Annotated in this window: 15 protein-coding genes; 9 read left to right on the top strand and 6 right to left on the bottom strand. The window is 59.1% G+C overall.

From position 1 onward, the window contains the following. Nucleotides 1-1476: a cryptochrome/photolyase family protein gene (locus D1224_RS00545; protein WP_233350336.1), complete on the bottom strand. Its 1476-nt coding sequence runs from the start codon at nucleotides 1474-1476 to the stop codon at nucleotides 1-3. A gap of 136 nt (nucleotides 1477-1612) precedes the next feature. Here D1224_RS00545 and rfaE2 point away from each other — a divergent pair, with 136 nt between their 5' ends. Beyond that, the gene (rfaE2, locus tag D1224_RS00540; RefSeq protein WP_119377994.1) at nucleotides 1613-3064 is read left to right on the top strand and encodes a D-glycero-beta-D-manno-heptose 1-phosphate adenylyltransferase; all 1452 of its coding nucleotides are present in this window, start codon (nucleotides 1613-1615) and stop codon (nucleotides 3062-3064) included. Here rfaE2 and D1224_RS00535 read toward each other — a convergent pair. Genes D1224_RS00535 through D1224_RS00525 form a run of 3 tightly spaced genes read right to left on the bottom strand, consistent with a single transcriptional unit; the run spans nucleotide 3061 to nucleotide 5349 of the window. Next, nucleotides 3061-3969, bottom strand: coding sequence for a hypothetical protein (locus D1224_RS00535; protein ID WP_119377993.1), 909 nt, complete (start codon nucleotides 3967-3969; stop codon nucleotides 3061-3063). The genes rfaE2 and D1224_RS00535 overlap by 4 nt on opposite strands. A 2-nt stretch (nucleotides 3970-3971) precedes the next feature. Further along, complete coding sequence (locus tag D1224_RS00530; RefSeq protein ID WP_119377992.1) at nucleotides 3972-4349, bottom strand: DUF6285 domain-containing protein; 378 nt, start codon at nucleotides 4347-4349, stop codon at nucleotides 3972-3974. Next, nucleotides 4342-5349: a phosphotransferase family protein gene (locus tag D1224_RS00525; RefSeq protein WP_119377991.1), complete on the bottom strand. Its 1008-nt coding sequence runs from the start codon at nucleotides 5347-5349 to the stop codon at nucleotides 4342-4344. The genes D1224_RS00530 and D1224_RS00525 overlap by 8 nt, the downstream gene beginning before the upstream one ends. Nucleotides 5350-5429: 80 nt before the next feature. Here D1224_RS00525 and D1224_RS00520 point away from each other — a divergent pair, with 80 nt between their 5' ends. Continuing rightward, nucleotides 5430-6170, top strand: coding sequence for a DUF502 domain-containing protein (locus D1224_RS00520; protein ID WP_119377990.1), 741 nt, complete (start codon nucleotides 5430-5432; stop codon nucleotides 6168-6170). Here D1224_RS00520 and recG read toward each other — a convergent pair. Next, a complete protein-coding gene (gene recG / locus D1224_RS00515; RefSeq protein ID WP_119377989.1) occupies nucleotides 6120-8186 on the bottom strand; it encodes an ATP-dependent DNA helicase RecG in 2067 nt (688 codons plus the stop codon). The two genes, D1224_RS00520 and recG, sit on opposite strands and share 51 nt — an antisense overlap. Before the next feature lie 111 nt (nucleotides 8187-8297). On the opposite strand from recG, the gene D1224_RS00510 reads away from it, so the two are divergent. The 4 genes from D1224_RS00510 to D1224_RS00495 all read left to right on the top strand — a co-directional run bounded on the left by D1224_RS00510 (nucleotide 8298) and on the right by D1224_RS00495 (nucleotide 13971). Beyond that, nucleotides 8298-8558, top strand: coding sequence for a succinate dehydrogenase assembly factor 2 (locus D1224_RS00510; RefSeq protein WP_119377988.1), 261 nt, complete (start codon nucleotides 8298-8300; stop codon nucleotides 8556-8558). Nucleotides 8559-8615: 57 nt separating this feature from the next. Further along, nucleotides 8616-12062 (top strand): transcription-repair coupling factor, encoded by a 3447-nt coding sequence (mfd, locus tag D1224_RS00505; RefSeq protein WP_119377987.1) that lies wholly within the window; start codon nucleotides 8616-8618, stop codon nucleotides 12060-12062. 111 nt (nucleotides 12063-12173) lie between these two features. Further along, nucleotides 12174-13271, top strand: a complete 1098-nt coding sequence (locus tag D1224_RS00500; RefSeq protein ID WP_119377986.1) for a CaiB/BaiF CoA transferase family protein — start codon at nucleotides 12174-12176, stop codon at nucleotides 13269-13271. A 325-nt stretch (nucleotides 13272-13596) separates the two neighbouring features. Further along, complete coding sequence (locus tag D1224_RS00495; RefSeq protein WP_119377985.1) at nucleotides 13597-13971, top strand: helix-turn-helix domain-containing protein; 375 nt, start codon at nucleotides 13597-13599, stop codon at nucleotides 13969-13971. An 11-nt stretch (nucleotides 13972-13982) separates the two neighbouring features. Here D1224_RS00495 and D1224_RS00490 read toward each other — a convergent pair whose 3' ends face one another. Continuing rightward, nucleotides 13983-14936: a LysR family transcriptional regulator gene (locus D1224_RS00490; protein WP_119377984.1), complete on the bottom strand. Its 954-nt coding sequence runs from the start codon at nucleotides 14934-14936 to the stop codon at nucleotides 13983-13985. A gap of 199 nt (nucleotides 14937-15135) precedes the next feature. Here D1224_RS00490 and D1224_RS00485 point away from each other — a divergent pair, with 199 nt between their 5' ends. The 3 genes from D1224_RS00485 (at nucleotide 15136) to D1224_RS16370 (ending at nucleotide 16769) form a co-directional block, all read left to right on the top strand. After that, on the top strand, nucleotides 15136-15633 hold the full coding sequence (locus D1224_RS00485) for a hypothetical protein (protein ID WP_119377983.1): 498 nt from the start codon (nucleotides 15136-15138) through the stop codon (nucleotides 15631-15633). Continuing rightward, nucleotides 15633-16277 (top strand): GNAT family N-acetyltransferase, encoded by a 645-nt coding sequence (locus tag D1224_RS00480; protein ID WP_119377982.1) that lies wholly within the window; start codon nucleotides 15633-15635, stop codon nucleotides 16275-16277. Before D1224_RS00485 ends, D1224_RS00480 begins: the two co-directional genes overlap by 1 nt. Nucleotides 16278-16385: 108 nt before the next feature. After that, nucleotides 16386-16769 carry a hypothetical protein gene (locus tag D1224_RS16370; protein WP_182482111.1) on the top strand — a complete coding sequence of 128 codons (384 nt, stop codon included), beginning with the start codon at nucleotides 16386-16388 and terminating at the stop codon, nucleotides 16767-16769. Nucleotides 16770-17017 lie beyond the last annotated feature (248 nt).

Below are 17017 nucleotides of genomic sequence, written 5' to 3'. Positions count from 1 at the left end.
TCAGTCCTGCTTTCCCTTAAGCGTTTCCCAGGCGTCCAGCGCACGCTGGCGGCCTTGCCTGTGTTCGATGATCGGTCGCGGATATGTTTTCCCGAGTTCGATCCCTGCTTTCTCCAGTACGTGGCGTCCTGCTTCCCAGGGTGCATGGAGATGTTTGTTGGGCAGCTTTTTCAGCTCCGGGCACCATCTGCGAACATAAGCGCCAGTCTGGTCGAACTTCTGGCCTTGTGTGATCGGGTTAAAGACACGGAAGTAGGGCGATGCGTCAGCGCCCGAACCAGCCGTCCATTGCCAACCCGCAGCGTTAGATGCCGGGTCAGCATCCACGAGCGTATCCCAGAACCAGTCTTCGCCTTCTGTCCAGTTCAGTAGCAGATGCTTGGTCAGAAGCGAGGCGACGATCATACGGACGCGATTATGCATCCAGCCGGTGGCCCACAGCTGGCGCATGCCAGCATCCACGATCGGGTAGCCGGTCTTTCCCTTTTGCCAGAGCTCAAGATCCTTTTTATTAGACCTCCACTCCATCTTGTTGAATTTGCTGTCGTAATTTTCCCGTCCCATCTTCGGATTATGATAGATCAGAACGTACGAAAACTCACGCCAGACAATTTCGGAGAGGAATGACCAAGCGCTTTCTTCTTCTTGCAAGCCGCGATTGATACGACCCATCACGGCGCGCCAGACAGTGGCCGGACTGATCTCGCCATGATGCAGGTGAGGAGAAAGCCCGGACGTCCCATCTTGATCTGGGCGGTTGCGCATCTCTTCATATTCGCGGACCGGGCCATCGAGGAAGCTCTGCAATCTCTCTTGCGCGCCTTCCTCACCCGGGGTCCACATGTCGTCGAACCCCTTGGACCAGTCGGGCTTGCTTGGATGCAGCTCCCAGCTCTCAATCTCATCGCCATTGATCCCGATACCGGCAAATGTCTCCGGCGCCTGCACCGGGTCCGGCGCTTCGAAGCTGCTGCGGACCGCCCGCCAATAGGGAGTAAATACCTTGTAATAGCCGCCAGACGTCGTCTGATAAGACCAGGGCTCGGTCAGAAGGCATGTGTTGAAGCTTTCGGCCTCTATGCCTTCATCCTGAAGCGCTTTCTTGATATCGGCATCACGATCCATTTCAGGCTGGGTATATCTGCGTCCCCAAAAGACCGCGTCAGCACCTGTCTCGCTGACGAGATCATGCAGGACCTTCTCAGCATCTCCCTTCCGGCAGATAAGCTTGCCGCCGCGCTGCGAGATAGCAGAGCGAAGCGATTTAAGAGACTTGTCCAGCCACCATTTCGAGGCGCCCCCAAGCTTACGTCCCCCGGCGACGGTATCCTCGAGTATGTAGACCGGAAAGATCTTCGCATCCGCTTTGACCGCGGCGGCGAGGGCTGCATGGTCTGCGAGCCGAAGATCGTTCCTGAACCAGACGATCACTGAGGTTGGATTTTCCTGTCCCAGCTTTTTCTCCTGTGTGCGCAATGTCGTAGGCGTCTACGCGGCAAACTGTGGCTCGGATCAGTCTTGTCCACATTGTATGTGTCTGGCGCCAAAGGAAATATTTGTTTAGTCAGGCGTGGCGCGACCAAAAACAGAGGCTGGCACGGGGAATTGCGGCTTGAGACAGCAAATATCTGACATTCTGCACAAGGCCAGCGGCAAGCAGATCATCTGCGTCGGCGATTTGATGCTGGACCGGTATGTTTATGGCAGCGTTGGCAGGGTCTCGCCAGAAGCACCTGTTCCGGTTTTGCGCAAATCGAACTCAACTGAAGTGCCCGGCGGCGCAGGAAACGTTGCCCGCAACCTCAGCGCCCTTGGCCTGCACACCATCATGATTGGCTGTATCGGCGATGATGATGCCGGCACGCATCTTACAGAACTTCTCGAAGCCGACCCGCTGATCAGCTGTCAGCTTGTCCGCACGAGCAGTATGCCGACGGTGATAAAGACCCGCTTCATTGCTGGCACACAGCAATTGCTACGCGTCGATACCGAGGACGATTGCCCAGACCTTGCTGACGCCTCATCAGAGATCGGCAAACTGGTCACAGACGCTGCAAGAACGGCCGCACTGATCATTGTGTCAGATTATGCCAAAGGTGCGGTCAATCCGATTGTTTTCGACGCCTGCATCAGAGCTGCCCGGGACAATGGCATACCCGTTCTGGTCGACCCGAAATCAAAGGATTTCAGCGTCTACACGGGTGCAAACCTGATCAAGCCGAATGCGAGTGAGCTTGCGGCTGCCAGCGGCCTGCCCACCACAAGCGATAGCGATGTCAAGGCAGCACTTGGCACCATGGCCGATAGCCTGCCTGACACCAGCTTTGTTGTGACTCGCGCTGGAAAGGGTATGTCCTGGTTTGAGGGAACGAAAACCTTTCATATGAAGGGCGAGGCCCGGCAGGTTTTCGACGTCTCGGGCGCTGGGGATACCAGCATGGCGGCGCTTGCAGCGGCCATCGCGGCAGGCGCAGAGCTCAAGGACGCGGTCGAACTCGCTATCGCAGCTTCCGGCATCGTCGTTGGCAAAGTCGGCACAGCAACGGTCAGCGCAGACGAGCTTCAACGTGCGCTCTCCGCGGGTGAGGCACCGCAATCGGCAGGATTGCTGACCCGCGCGGATATCGTTGAACTTGCAACGCGCTGGCGAGCGTCTGGACTACGCGTCGGATTTACCAATGGGTGCTTCGACATTCTGCATCCCGGCCATTTGAGGGTTTTGCGTCAGGCCCGGGCTCAGTGCGACCGCCTGATCGTCGCGGTCAACACCGACGCCTCGGTCAAGCGCCTCAAAGGCGAAAGCCGCCCGGTAAACACTGAACAGGACCGCGCCGAGCTGCTATCAGGCATTGCTGCCGTCGACGCTGTTACCAGCTTCGACGAAGATACACCTGCCGAACTGATCGAAGCCCTGCAGCCAGATGTTCTGGTAAAGGGCGGCGACTATAAAGCCGATGAAATCGTGGGCGCCGACACGGTCAGGGCCCGCGGCGGTGAAGTGATTATCGTGCCGCTGCTGGAAGGCCGGTCGACGACGAATATCATTGAGCGCTCGCGTAGCTAGTTCCCACGCTCGCCCGAAATATCGCGTTCCGAATTCGGGCGTCGGATGGGGGCTACATCCACCACTTCCTCTGCAGCCCAGGTGTCGAAGGGCTCTGCTGGTTTAGGCAGATTTTCTTCCAGCCATACTGACAGCGTATCCGCCCGCTCGTCGATCGTGTTGGCGAGAGTGCCGTCATCGCTATAGACTAGACGTGGACGCGGAAGGCTTGGCAGTAAGAAGCGCCTGAAAGGTTTGCTGGCGTCGAGACCTGTTGAGACCACGCAAGCATCCACGCCATCGCTGCAGGGGCCAGCAACTTCCATCCACTCGGCAACATCCATATCCGCTGGCAGCATCACGCCGCCAAACCTTTGACGGAAATCTTCATCAGCGGGCAGGGCGCTTAGCGCCCCTTCAAGAAGCGCCTCAGTGCCAGGTGCAGCCACAATCAGGACACCGCGCTTGCGGTTGTCGGCGGATGCATAACGGGACACGGCGGCAGCAACATCGGCGGCTGCCAGCGCGCTCGCCTCGTCGCGCATGCGCTTACCTAAAGCAGGCGAAGGCGCACGATAGGAGGGGGCATAGACGACCGAACTGAGCTCCGATGAGAGACCGGCCTCATCCATGAAACCGTCAAAATCGTTCTTGATGACATCGCTGGACGCTGTGAGCAGGCCTGCAGGCTGCGGCGTCGTTGGAAACGGAGCCAGTATGACGACATCTATGCCCCACGGGCTCGCCCATCCACCCGGCGGGGCCTCTGCCGGGCGCTCAAGCCAGTCGTCCTCCAGCGCATAGTCAGGCTCTACCGCTTCTCGCTCTCCCTGACCAAGCCAGGATGCGTAGATACCATCCTTGAACGCAACCCAACCAACAGCCAGCGCAGCGACAATGCCAAGCGCGATCAGGATAGGGCGCATATTCAGTCCTCTAGAGCGGTTGCCAGTCCGGAGTATTTCGGTTGATCGACTTTCAACTGCGCAATTGCGGTCTTTTTGAGGTGTTCCATCAGCGCCGCCGACGCGATCGTCAGCTCACCAGACCGGATCCTACCTTGAAGCTCCTCATTGAGAGCCTGTCTGGTTTTGCCGTCACTATCGGGCAGCAACGCCTTCAGCCGCTCATACTCGGCCCCATCATTGGCTTCGCGGGCGTCCAGATCCCGCAGGATCGTGGCCAGAACGTTGGAGGCGACGCGCGCATGGAAGGCGGCACGACCTTTCAGTTCCGGCATTGCTGAATGGTCGACGAAATTCTTCACCGCCTGTACGAGTTCACTGACGCTTGGCTGATCATGCATGACGCTGGCCCTCCAGAAGGTTCACAAGGTCCATTTCCGTCTCGGAAACGCGGCGGCCAATGGCGGCGCGCTCGACACTGGCATCAGCGCCTGAGCGGAACGTCTCGTACATTCCCATGCACATAATGCCCCATTTCATGCTGCCCAGCATGTCCCACCAATCAATATCTCGCGGTGTGAACTCTGCGCCGCCAGCTTCAGCATAAGCCTCCAGCAGCGGCTCAACGTCGCCGAAGCCGCCGAGGCGTTTCTCAGACTGTCCAAAGCGCCATGAATTGGTGCACATCCAGCCAATATCCTCACGCGGGTCGCCGTAATGGGCGAGCTCCCAGTCCAGCACCGCTGCGAGACCCTGTTCGTCCACCATGATATTGCCGAGCCGGAAGTCACCATGCACCAGCAACGGCGCGAGCGGCTTTGGGGCATTTTCCTTCAACCAGACAATTGCGAGGTCAAAGATCGGACGGCAAACGCCGATCTCCTGATAGGTCTGCTCATACTGTTCGACCTGGGCGAGGCCGGTACTCTCGCGAATGCGCGGGACGTCAGACCCGTCGATGCGGTGAATGCCCGCCAGCGCGCGGCCACACTGCGCAGGCAGGTGCTCCCTCGCTTTCGCATACTCGTCGTCTCGCAGGATGCGGCGGGCAATTGTTTCACCTTCAACACGCGACATGATGAAGCCTTCGCCGACACCTTCATCCGGTTCTAGAACATGGACAACTTCAGGGACGGCGACGCCCGTGGCCGCTGCCTTCCGGATAAGCCGTGCCTCATTCGGCAGGCCGATGGCGCGCGAATCATCGGTCGCTTCCATCCCCTCAGGCGCGCGGCGCAGAATAAGCGTGTCCGGCGCCCCGGTACCGCTGAGCGTAAGCAGCCAGGTTTCCTGGCTTGCGCCACCTGACAGCCTGTTTGCAGAGGCCAGCGCTATCTGCTCGCCATACACGCGTCTAAGGACCGCCTGCAGCCTGCTATCGAATTCTTGTTTCTCACTCATCTTCGCCACAATTAACGGAAATCATATGATCTCCAAGCCATACTCAACGTAAACCCAGACCACTTTTCAGGAGCGCTTTTATGGCGGACAAATCCGGTCACTCTGACCATGGATTGATGGCACCCGAGCCCAAACGGCCCAGTCTGTGGGCATGGCTGCGGGGCAGATTCCTTGCAGGCATAGTCATCGCCGCCCCAATTGCGATTACGTTTTTCGTCCTGCAATTCCTGATCAATTTCATCGACAACAGGGTCAAACCCCTGCTGCCGCCGATCATCCAGCCCGAAACATATACGAATATCGCGATACCCGGATTTGGCGTGATCGTAATGATCGTTGCGCTCACGATACTGGGCGCGGTCACGACAAACCTGCTTGGCCGCTCAATCGTGCGGGGGGCAGACCGGCTTCTGTCCAGCGTGCCAATTGTTCGCAACGTTTATGCAGCTTTCAAACAGCTGATCGAAGTTCTCACCAACAATCAGCAGGCCTCTTATGACCGCGTGGTCTTGGTAGAGTACCCAAAGGTCGGCTCATGGTGCATCGGATTCGTATCATCCAGCGCAAAGGGTGAGATCGCGCATAAGCTAGGCGATGATTTCATCGGTGTTTTCGTGCCGACGACCCCGAACCCGACATCCGGCTTCCTCATCTATGTACGCGAATCGGAGTGCATTGAGATGAACATGTCGATCGAGGAGGGTGCGAAGATGATCCTGTCGGCTGGTCTCGTCGTGCCGGAACATGGGGACGAAGCGCCGGAACAGCGTTCACTCCCGCTGACGGACGAGGGGACTGAGAAGCTCTCTGAGGATGCTTAGAGCCTGGCCCCGGTCGCTCGTAAGGCCGGGATCTGTCTCGATTGCATAACGCGCATCCTTGCGGGCAATCTCGATCAGGTCAGCGTCGGCTTGCAGATCGACAATACGGTAATCGACGGCGCCGGACTGGCGAACGCCCAACACATCGCCAGGTCCGCGAAGCTTGAAGTCAGCTTCCGCAATCGCAAAGCCGTCCTCCGTCTCGCGAAGCGTTTCCAGCCGTTTGTGTGCGATTTCACCGAGAGGCGGGCGATAAAGCAGGATGCAATAGGATTTTCGGTCACCGCGCCCGACACGTCCACGAAGCTGGTGCAGCTGCGCCAGGCCGAAGCCTTCGGCGCGCTCGATCACCATGACCGTGGCGTCGGGCACATCCACGCCGACCTCGATTACCGTCGTTGCAACCAGCACTTTCGTATCGCCGCGCCGGAATGCCTCAAGCGCCTCATCCTTCTGGTCCCCGCGAAGCCGGCCATGGACGAGCCCGACCTTCTGCCCCAGCCAGTCCTCTAGCGCGGCGGCGCGGGCAACGGCGGAACTATCGTCCTCGTCCGAATCGACGCGCGGACAGACCCAGAAGACGCGCTCACCCCTGTCGATGGCCCGCCCGATGGCTTCGACCACATCTTCAATGCGCGTATCGGGAATAGCCCGCGTCTCGATTGGCTGACGCCCGGCAGGTTTCTCATCAAGGACCGAGATATCGAGGTCACCATGAACTGCCTGTGCAAGGGTTCTGGGAATAGGCGTCGCGCTCATCACCAGCATATGCGGCGCCGATGCCTTTTCGATGAGGCGCATCCGGTCGGCGACGCCAAAGCGGTGCTGTTCATCCACCACAATAAGGCCAAGATTCCTGAACGAGACACTTTCCTGAAAAAGCGCCTGCGTGCCGACAGCGACATGAATGCTGCCATCGGCGAGCCCCATCAGCGTTGATTCGCGCTTGGGGCCTTTCTCCCGACCCGTGAGGATCGCGACTTCGTGCCCCAAGGGCGCAAGCAGGCCGGCCACCGTCTCAAACTGCTGCCGCGCCAGCACTTCGGTCGGTGCCATGAAAGCTGCCTGATAACCGGATGAAACAGCCTTCAGTGCCGCCATGACTGCGACTAGCGTCTTACCGGCGCCGACGTCGCCCTGCAGCATCCGTCGCATGGGATGGGGTCTCGCGACATCATCGGCAATTTCGCGGACAGCGCGCCTTTGCGCGGAGGTCAGCTTGTAAGGCAGGCGCGCCGAGAGCGCGTTCAGCGGATCATTCGGACCTTCGAGTGGCGGTGCAGTTCGCCGCGTCCGGCTCTCCCGGGCAAATGCAAATATGATTTCGCGCGCCAATGCTTCGTCATAGGAGAGGCGCCGGCGTGCGAGTTCGAACGCATCCGGGTCGTAGGCGTCCGGTGTGTGCAGACCGCTCAGCGCGGCCTTGAAGCCAGGCCATTGCTGCGCGGCAACCAGATCGCTCCCGAGCCACTCCGGCAGATCCTCTGGAACAAGTTCCAGGGCGGCGGTCATTGCCGAATGAACCCGCTTGTTCGTCAGGCCCGCGGTCAAACGATAGATCGGCTCAACGGGCGGCGGCGGTTCACCTCGTGTCGGATCTACGACATGGTCCGGGTGCGACATCTGCCGTTCACCCTGAAACTCACTGACAAGGCCGGACACGATCCGTTCCTTCCCGATTGGAAACTGGCCCTGAAGCCAGCGTGGGTCGGCGCGGAAATAAGTCAGCGTGAGGAAGCCGCTGCCATCGAATAACTGGATGCGGTGCGGCGCCCGGTCGGAATAGGGCGCCTTGTACGACATCACCTCGCCGCGAACCGTCGACACTTCGCCAGAGACCAAGTCCTGAAAACTGTCACGCACCCGGCGGTCCAGCCATTTTTCCGGCAGGTGTAATAGCAGGTCCCATACCGTTTCACCGTCGACCAGCCGCTCGAAAACCGGCTTCAACTTCGGACCAATCCCCGGGAGCTTGTCGACGGGCTGGAACAGGGGAAAGAGTCGTTCATCACGCATGGGTCGGCTGACAATATCGAAAGCGTCGCAGGCTTCAATTGAAGAGGTTGGTGGGCAATTGGTAAAGCTTCACCTATGTGACGGTTTCACGCTCAAACAGAGGTATCTCTCGTGGAAGAACGTAAACGCAAACTCCAGTTCCGCGCCTCGCGTCGCGGCTTCCGGGAAATGGACCTGATCATGGGCCAGTTCGCCCAGCAGAAGATTGACGCCATGTCCGAGACAGATCTGGATGAGTTCGAGCGCCTGCTCGCAACGCCGGACTGGGAAGTCTATGCCTGGATCATCGGCAACAAGCCTGTGCCGCCAAATTATGCAGGCCCTGTGCTGGACCAGCTGCTCGGCTTTAGATACGACGCGCGCGCTCTCTAAAAACACGGCGAACGCGCTGAAGGCGCGCTCCTGTCTATCCCGCCAGGTGATCGACCAATGCCCAGCCTTTCGCGCCTTTCCAGCCTGTCTGCGCCAACAAACGTAACTGGCGCCCCGTTCGGGGTGGACCTCAAGGCTTTCCAGGATTCCCTGCTGAACAAGGGCGGCATCGCGCTTTATGTAGCACGGGACGACAAGACCGCCGCTACGGCGCTCAAACTGGCAGAGTTTTTCCACCCGACGATGGACAGGGTGCTTCTGCCCGGCTGGGACATGCTTCCCTATGACCGGGTCAGCCCCAGTGCCGCGGTCGCCTCCCAGCGTTGCGCAGCACTTGCCCGCATTGCCCAGCAGCGCGACGGCAGCAAGCCGCTCCTGGTGATTACGACTGGCTCATCCCTGATCCAGCGCCTGCCACCTCGCGAGACGATGCACGCAGCCAGCTTCTCGATGAGCGTGGGGGAAGAACTCGCTGAAGACGCGCTCACCGACTACCTTTCGGTCAATGGCTATATCCGCTCCTCCACCGTCAGTGAGCGCGGCGAGTATGCCATTCGCGGCGGTATTATCGACATCTACCCGCCGACCAGCGATGAGCCGATCCGCCTCGACCTGTTTGGCGACACGCTGGATCAATTGAAAGCCTTTAACCCCGAAACCCAGATTTCGACGCGCGAACTGCCATCGATCACGCTTGCGCCGGTGTCCGAGATTCTCTTCTCCAGCGACACACTCAGCCTGTTTCGTGAAAAGTACCTCGATGCCTTCGGTGCGCCGGGCGGCGACACGATGTATGAAGCTGCACGGGCCCAGATCAGGCGCCAGGGCCTCGAAAACTGGCTGCCGCTCTTCCACGACCACCTTGATAGCCTGTTCGATTATATCGACAGCGATGCGCTGGTGGGTTTTGGCTATCTGGCTGGCGAAGCGTCCAGCGAGCGCCGTTCGCAGGCAGAAGACTATCACGCCGCGCGCCTCGAAGCGGCGACGGATGACCGGCCGGCGCGCGTCCTGCCGCCGGACGCGCTTTACCTCAATGCAAAGGATCTCGACGAAGAGCTCTCCTCGCGCGGAATTGCGCGGTTCACTGCGACCGGTGCCGAAACTGGCATCGACCTGGGCGGCAAGCATGGCCGCGATTTCGCGCCAGAACGCGCACAGCCCGAGACGAACGTCTTCAAATCTGCCGCAGCCCATGCAGAGGCGCTGCGCGAAAAAGGTCTCACCGTTATCTTCGGCGCATGGACATCCGGCTCGGCAGACCGGCTCGTCAATGTCATGGAAGACCACGGGCTCGGCGCGCTTCCACGAGTCTACTCGCTGGATGCAGCAGCCACTGCAGGTCTCAGCATCTGCGAACTGCCGCTAGAGCAGGGCGTCGAGACCGAGAACCTCGCCATCATCTCTGAACCGGACGTACTTGGCGACCGGCTCGCGGCCCCGCGCCGCAAGCGCAAGGCTGCCAACTTTATTTCCGAGGCTGCGTCTCTCAATACCGGTGACCTTGTCGTCCACGTCGATCATGGCGTCGGTCGCTACGAAGGCCTCAAGACGCTTGAGCTGACGGGCGCGCCACACGACTGCCTCGAGCTTGAATACTCAGGCGGAGACAAGATTTATCTGCCGGTTGAGAACGTCGATCTGATCAGCCGCTATGGCAGCGACGACGCTGAAAGTGCCGTCGACAAGCTGGGCGGTGTCGGCTGGCAGACCCGCAAGGCCAAGGCCAAGAAACGCATTCTGGAGATGGCCGCCGAACTGCTGGAGATCGCGGCAGCCCGGGAGCTCAGGAAAGCCGAACCGACGACGACAGGGCAGGGGCTTTACGAGGAGTTCGCCGCCCGCTTCCCTTATGAAGAGACAGACGACCAGCTCAACGCCATTGAGGACACGCTGGAAGACCTTGCCAGCGGCAAGCCAATGGACCGGCTCGTCTGCGGCGATGTCGGCTTCGGCAAGACAGAGGTTGCACTGCGCGCTGCTTTCGTCGCCGCGATGAGCGGTATGCAGGTCGCAGTCATCGCGCCAACCACGCTGCTTGCCCGCCAGCACTTCAAATCCTTTGCTGAGCGGTTTGCAAACTGGCCAGTGAAAGTCCGGCACCTTTCCCGGATGGTCACGCAAAAGGAGGCGAATGACGCCCGCGACGGTCTGACCAGCGGTGATGTTGATATCGTCGTCGGCACGCATGCGCTTCTGTCAAAGTCCATCGAGTTCAAACGCCTCGGCCTTCTGATTGTCGATGAGGAGCAGCGTTTCGGTGTGAAGCACAAGGAACGTCTGAAAGAGCTGAAATCGGATGTCCATGTCCTGACGCTTTCGGCAACGCCCATTCCGCGCACCCTTCAGATGGCGCTCACAGGCATTCGCGATCTTTCCATCATCGCGACACCGCCTGTCGACCGTCTCTCCGTGCGTACCTATGTGGCCGAGTTCGACACCGTCACGATCCGTGAGGCCCTGCTGCGCGAGAAATATCGCGGCGGCCAGGCCTTCTTCGTAGCCCCCCGGATTTCCGATCTCGATTTCCTAGAAACCTTCATGCGCGACAATGTGCCGGAAGTGAGTTTCATCGTCGCGCACGGCCAGATGCCACCGACCGAACTCGAGGACATCATGACCGCCTTCTATGAGGGTGAGTATGACGTATTGCTCTCGACCACTATCGTTGAAAGCGGCCTCGACATTCCGCGCGCAAACACGCTCGTCATCTATCGGTCCGACATGTTTGGCCTGGCCCAGCTCTACCAGCTTCGCGGACGTGTCGGCCGCTCGAAGCTTCGCGCCTATGCCTATCTCACCACGCCGCGCGAACACGTCATGACGCCCGGCGCCGAACGCCGTCTTCGCATTCTCCAGTCGCTCGACAGTCTCGGCGCGGGCTTCCAGCTCGCCAGCCACGACCTCGACATGCGCGGCTCCGGCAACCTCCTCGGCGACCAGCAATCGGGCCATGTCAAAGAGGTTGGGGTCGAGCTCTACCAGTCCATGCTGGAAGATGCCGTCGCCGCCCTAAAATCCGGCAGCGACCTTGAGGAAGAAGTCGCCGACGACTGGTCGCCGCAGATCAATCTTGGCGTCGCCGTCCTCATTCCGGAAGACTATGTTGAAGACCTCGGTGTCCGGCTCGCCCTCTATCGACGACTGGCTGAAATCGACACTGACGAAGGCCGTGAGCGTTTCGCCGCTGAGCTCATCGATCGCTTCGGCCCGCTGCCGGAGGAAACCAGGCAGCTACTCGACATCACGGCTATCAAGGCGGCCTGCAAAAAGCTTGGGATCGGCAAGCTCGATTCCGGTCCGAAAGGCATTGTGATGGCGTTCCGCGAAGACACACCGGTAGAGCCGCGCGAGCTGATGACCATTGTTCAATCTCGTCCGAACTCCATGAAGCTTCGCCCTGATGGCAAGCTTGTCGTGACCCGCGCACCGGATGAGAAACACAAACGCATCCAGCTCATCCGCAACCTGCTGCGAGAGCTTGGCGGCCTCGTGCCTGCCTGACGCCGCCCCACCGGTGCAAACCAGCGTCTGGCACGACGCGACGGCAAGTCTTGGCAGCAAGACCGGCTCTTATATGGTCTCGCCATTGCGAAATCATGGAGGAGCGAGGCAATGGCCAGCGGACCACTTACAGGCGTCAGGATTGTTGAATTTCAGGGCATTGGGCCAGGGCCGTTCTGCGGCATGCTCCTGTCGGATCTGGGGGCCGATGTTGTGCGGATCGACAGGGCAGGGAAGGGCGGCCGCGCCGCAACCCCAGCCAATGTCGAATCACGTGGGCGCCGCTCCATCGCGCTCGACCTCAAGAACCCCGACGATGTCGAAACCGCACTCAAGCTGATCGAGAAGGCAGATGGCCTGATCGAGGGTTTCCGCCCAGGTGTCATGGAACGCCTCGGCCTCGGCCCTGACGTCGTTCTCGCCCGCAATCCAAAGCTTGCCTATGGCCGCATGACCGGTTGGGGCCAGTTCGGCCCGCTGGCACAGGCCGCCGGCCACGACCTCAACTATATCGCCCTGACTGGCGCTCTCGGCGCAATGGGCCGCAAGGATGAACGCCCATACCCGCCGCTCAATCTGATTGGCGACTATGGCGGCGGCGCACTCTATCTCGCTTTCGGCCTCCTTGCGGCAATTCTGAATGCTCGAGGCGGCGGAGAGGGCCAGGTCATCGACGTTGCCATGACCGATGGCGCAGCCTCTCTCAGCTCCATGTTCTTCGGCATGCGCGCCATGGGCGTCTGGAACGATGAGCGCGAAAACAATCTTCTTGATGGGGGCGCGCACTTCTACGACACCTATGAAACCAAGGATGGCGGCTACGTCGCCATCGGCTCGATTGAACCGCAATTCTACGCGCTCCTGCTCGAGAAAGCCGGGCTCACCGATCCTGACTTCCAGCACCAGATGGACCGCTCCAAATGGCCGGAGCTTAAGGCAAAGATCATTGATGTCTTCAAGACGAAGACCCGCGATGAGTGGTGTGAGATCATGGAGGGCACAGATGTCTGCTTCGCGCCGGTTCTGTCCATGGCAGAGGCGCCTGAACATCCGCATAACAAGGAACGCCAGACCTTCGTGAATTATGAAGGTGTGACCCAACCGGCTCCTGCGCCGCGCTTCTCCAGAACGCCAGGCAAAATTCAGCGTCCGCCGGCAAGCCCGGGCGCGCATACCGACGAAGTCCTGAAGGACTGGGATATCGGCTGACCTCGGCCAGCCTAGCTGAACACGGCACAACGAGCCGTATGCGAAGGTGTTCAGCTGGGCTTTGCTATCAAAGGGACGTCGGCTGCAGCGACAGGAGAAAAGTTCTCCTGAAGTTTTGCGGTCCGGCGTCCTTCTTGCTTGAACTGGGCTGCCTTAGGGCGGCCCTTTTTTTTCAATTTTATATTATTGAAAACTTTCTCTAAACTCGAAGATGTATTTGTGTTTCATTTTCTTTATGAACGCCCCAATTGATGTAACGGGTAAAGCTAGGCGATAATGTAGATCGGAATATGTCAGTTAGAGTTGCAATTCACGAGGGGTTCCAATGAGTACTGTTTTGACTGCTTCGCCGCGCAAGGTAAGTGACGCTGATCGCGGAATTGGACAACTCGTAAGGCAGGCGCGCCGCCGTGTGGGTATGACCCTCGACGATCTCGCCAAGCAGCTTGGCCTGTCATACCAACAGGTTCACAAGTATGAGAACGGCACCAACCGCATCAGTGCAGGTACGCTTGCAGCCATCGCCAACCTTCTGGCGGTACCAATCGACCATCTCTTCCCGGACGAAGTTTTGCTCGGCGGCACGGACGGCGGTGACAGTGAGATTGATCGTATGCGCTCGGAGGTTAGCCGCGTGACCCGAACCATCGATGACCCCAAAAAACTTGAGGCCATCATCACCATTCTAAAGACGTTCTAAAGTATAGAGGCCTATTTTCCTCGCTCCGCGTACTTATCGAACTGGTTAGGATGCACGAACGTGTCCTGAAACCAGGGCGATTTCTCGCTGGAGAATTGCTTTCTCGTCCAGTCGATAAACTGGCGTCCCCGTGAAAGGCGCTGGATCCGGGGCGTATAGGTCAGCCAGAACTGGATCGGTGCAACTTCCGGCAGCTCCAGCGCGATCAGACGCGGATCAAGTTCCACCACATAGGATGGCATGACGGCGATCCCGCCGCCATTCGCGCAAACTTCGCGCAGGACAGTTCCTGAATTCGTCGTCAGTTTGAATCGGATTGCTTTCTTCAGATCGACTGCCCGGCTCGACCAGCTCTCGATCTGGTAGGAATAGGCGTCGTGCATCAGCACATCGTGACCAATCAGGTCATAAAGGCTTGCCGGCGCCGTACGCCCCGCAAGATAGTCTTTCGTCGTGAAAAACATGTAGTGAAGCACGCCAAGCCGGATTGAGAGAATATCCCTCAGGCGCGGCTCATTGAACGTGATGCTCAGATCCGCATCGCCTCCTGCGAGATCTGCTTCACGATCGGCGATCTGGAAGTCGAGATCTACCCCCGGTCTTTCTTCCTGGAATTGCGGGATGAGGCGGGCAAGCCAATGCGACGCCACGCCATCCTGTCCTGAAAAACGAAGGCTTCCGCTTCCCTCCAGATCAAAGTCGCTGACCGTGTTGACGATGTCGTTGGCGCTGTCAGACATGGTGCGGGTTCGTCTCTGGACTTCCCGGCCGGCCTCCGTCAGCTCCACGCCCTTCGTGGTGCGATTAAACAAGTCGCACCCGAGCATTTTCTCAAGCTCGTCTATTTTACGACTGACAGTTGGCGTGGACTCTCCGAGCCGTTTGCCTGCTGCGGTCAGGCTTTTCAGTTCAGCGACGACGCCAAAAACGCGCAGCTTGTCCCAGTCGAGGGATGTCTTTTTCATTCAGAAGCCTTCCGGACCAGGGTGACAGCAATGCCCTGACCGCGAATTCGAAAAAAGTAAATCACACAACTTGACAACCCTTGCGCGAAATCCGAAGAATCTCGCGTAAAGGGAGTTTTTCATGACCATTCACCGCACAGTTGTATCTCAAACCGCCCGGCCATACTGCAGCACATCACCCGGCCACGTCGCTGGGATCATGAGAAAGTACGCCATCCGCCGCGCTGAGCCTAGCGAAATCATCGAGACTTTAACGCTCGGCGAAACTCTCATCGGCGGCGCCCTCGCTCGGCCGGAAGTCGTCGCAACCATTGACGCAATCACGCAGATGACTGTCTGGAACACGGGTAATCCGATAGCAGGCATCTTCCTCTTGGTTCCGGTAACTGAAGAGGGGAGGGCCGCTGTCGAGAATGGTAGCTTCAACCCTGCAGACCCGGCCATTCGGCATATCGCGCCGGCTGATACACCGATCTTTGGGGTCTATTGTGGCATCTATGCTGGCGCCACGCGGGAGGCGCGAAAATCAGTGCTCATGGCAGCGGGAGATCTGCGTCTCAACGCCTTTGCGCCTGTTCCCACTTATGCCCGCGGCGCAACCGAAGATGGCGCACGATCCATGCTGACGCTGGGCTACCGTCGCGTATCTGGCGGACTAAGAGACCTTTTCGTTTCTGATCCTGTGAGCGCCACCTGATGTCCTATCCGCTTTCTTACCCGGCCATAGGCTGCAAGGCACTGCGCCGCGCGCCCTCGCCAGACAGTTTTCGCGCGCTGCGTGTGCGCCCCGTACAGTCACTGGATGACCTCCAGCGTGTCTTTGCCATCCGCGCCGCCGTCTTCATGGCAGAGCAGCGCTGCCCCTATGATGAAGAATATGACGGCAATGATCTTGCCGCGCTTCATCTCATTGCCTTCATGGGCAGGGAGCCTGTCGGCACACTTCGCCTCAGATGGTTTGCTGAGTTCGGAAAGATCGAACGCGTCTGTATTCTGCCTTCAATGCGAGGCCGCCACATTGAACGTATTCTGCTCGCCCACGCGATCGAGATTGCATCACGCAAAGGCTACCGCCTGATGATCGGTCAGATACAGGCACGCCTCTGGCCACTCTGGTCGCGCGTGCTCCACTGCGAGCTTCAGGATGGCAGGGAAAGCTTCAGCTTCTCGGACTTCGAGTATCTTGAGATCGACATTCCCGTTCCACGCCATCCGAACCCGATCACATCCGGAAGCGATCCCTTCATCCTGATACGTCCCGAAGGCGACTGGGACCGGCAGGGCATACTCGAGGAATCAGCCCAGCGTTCCACTGACCGGGACTGCGAGGAGGCTGCCTGAGCAGATTCCGAGGACAGACCTCCAAAAAACACCGTCACTACACCGGCACAAACACCATTCCTGCACCAGAGTTTCCGACACGTTCGTGGCCCGATTACGTTGGCTTCCATGATCGCCCGCGACTGGATCCTTGATGTGTTGGCAGAGCTGGAGCTCTGGTACTGGCCTATATTCCTCTGGGAACTCTACTGGCTGGACCGCTACCTCATAGCGAGACGTGCCGAAAATCGTTCTGGTCTTGTCGGCTACTCGGTCTGCAGAAAGGGCCGTATCTATATCACGCTGCAGGCTTTCGGGGACCAGCCAGATCCGAACGACTGGACCGCTTTTGCGCCCCGCCAACCGTGGGACAGACTGCCGCTCGATGCTTCAGGCCCTTGGCAAGGCATAAGAGACGCCGAATTCAAAGCACCCCCGCTACGGGTCCCGCAGGCAATGTATGACGCCTCGGGACACACACTTGCCGCACCCTTCGAACTCGTACCGCCTTAGTGACATGCGCCTCCGTGCCAAAGATACCTGCACAGGCAGGCATCCATAGCCCCGCACATATACAGGCGCGCTCACTGCTTAAGTCTCACCCTAGACACCTGACCCTCATCCGGAGCCCGTCAAAAAGAACGCAGGTGGCAGCAGCCGTCGCACCACCGATCACCGCAGCCCCAACGGGCCTGCGGCCGCAAGTGCTGGCCAGCCCCCAAGGTATTGGAGAGAAAGCCATACATTGATTTTAGAAATTT

Origin of the sequence: Henriciella barbarensis, assembly GCF_003576345.1 — a bacterium.
GTDB classification, from domain to species: domain Bacteria; phylum Pseudomonadota; class Alphaproteobacteria; order Caulobacterales; family Hyphomonadaceae; genus Henriciella; species Henriciella barbarensis.
Note: the sequence above shows the minus strand (reverse complement) of the source record. Positions and strands in the feature narration are given on the sequence as shown.

What these genes read in the sequence shown, in the direction of transcription:
- D1224_RS00520 (WP_119377990.1), top strand. Translation starts at nt 5,430, where the DNA reads ATGGCGGACAAATCCGGTCACTCTGACCATGGATTGATGGCACCCGAG.
- D1224_RS00480 (WP_119377982.1), top strand. Translation starts at nt 15,633, where the DNA reads ATGTCCTATCCGCTTTCTTACCCGGCCATAGGCTGCAAGGCACTGCGC.
- recG (WP_119377989.1), bottom strand. Translation starts at nt 8,186, where the DNA reads ATGCGTGATGAACGACTCTTTCCCCTGTTCCAGCCCGTCGACAAGCTC.
- D1224_RS00530 (WP_119377992.1), bottom strand. Translation starts at nt 4,349, where the DNA reads ATGCATGATCAGCCAAGCGTCAGTGAACTCGTACAGGCGGTGAAGAAT.
- D1224_RS00490 (WP_119377984.1), bottom strand. Translation starts at nt 14,936, where the DNA reads ATGAAAAAGACATCCCTCGACTGGGACAAGCTGCGCGTTTTTGGCGTC.
- mfd (WP_119377987.1), top strand. Translation starts at nt 8,616, where the DNA reads ATGCCCAGCCTTTCGCGCCTTTCCAGCCTGTCTGCGCCAACAAACGTA.
- D1224_RS00525 (WP_119377991.1), bottom strand. Translation starts at nt 5,349, where the DNA reads ATGAGTGAGAAACAAGAATTCGATAGCAGGCTGCAGGCGGTCCTTAGA.
- D1224_RS00500 (WP_119377986.1), top strand. Translation starts at nt 12,174, where the DNA reads ATGGCCAGCGGACCACTTACAGGCGTCAGGATTGTTGAATTTCAGGGC.
- D1224_RS00485 (WP_119377983.1), top strand. Translation starts at nt 15,136, where the DNA reads ATGAGAAAGTACGCCATCCGCCGCGCTGAGCCTAGCGAAATCATCGAG.
- D1224_RS00495 (WP_119377985.1), top strand. Translation starts at nt 13,597, where the DNA reads ATGAGTACTGTTTTGACTGCTTCGCCGCGCAAGGTAAGTGACGCTGAT.
- D1224_RS00535 (WP_119377993.1), bottom strand. Translation starts at nt 3,969, where the DNA reads ATGCGCCCTATCCTGATCGCGCTTGGCATTGTCGCTGCGCTGGCTGTT.
- D1224_RS16370 (WP_182482111.1), top strand. Translation starts at nt 16,386, where the DNA reads ATGATCGCCCGCGACTGGATCCTTGATGTGTTGGCAGAGCTGGAGCTC.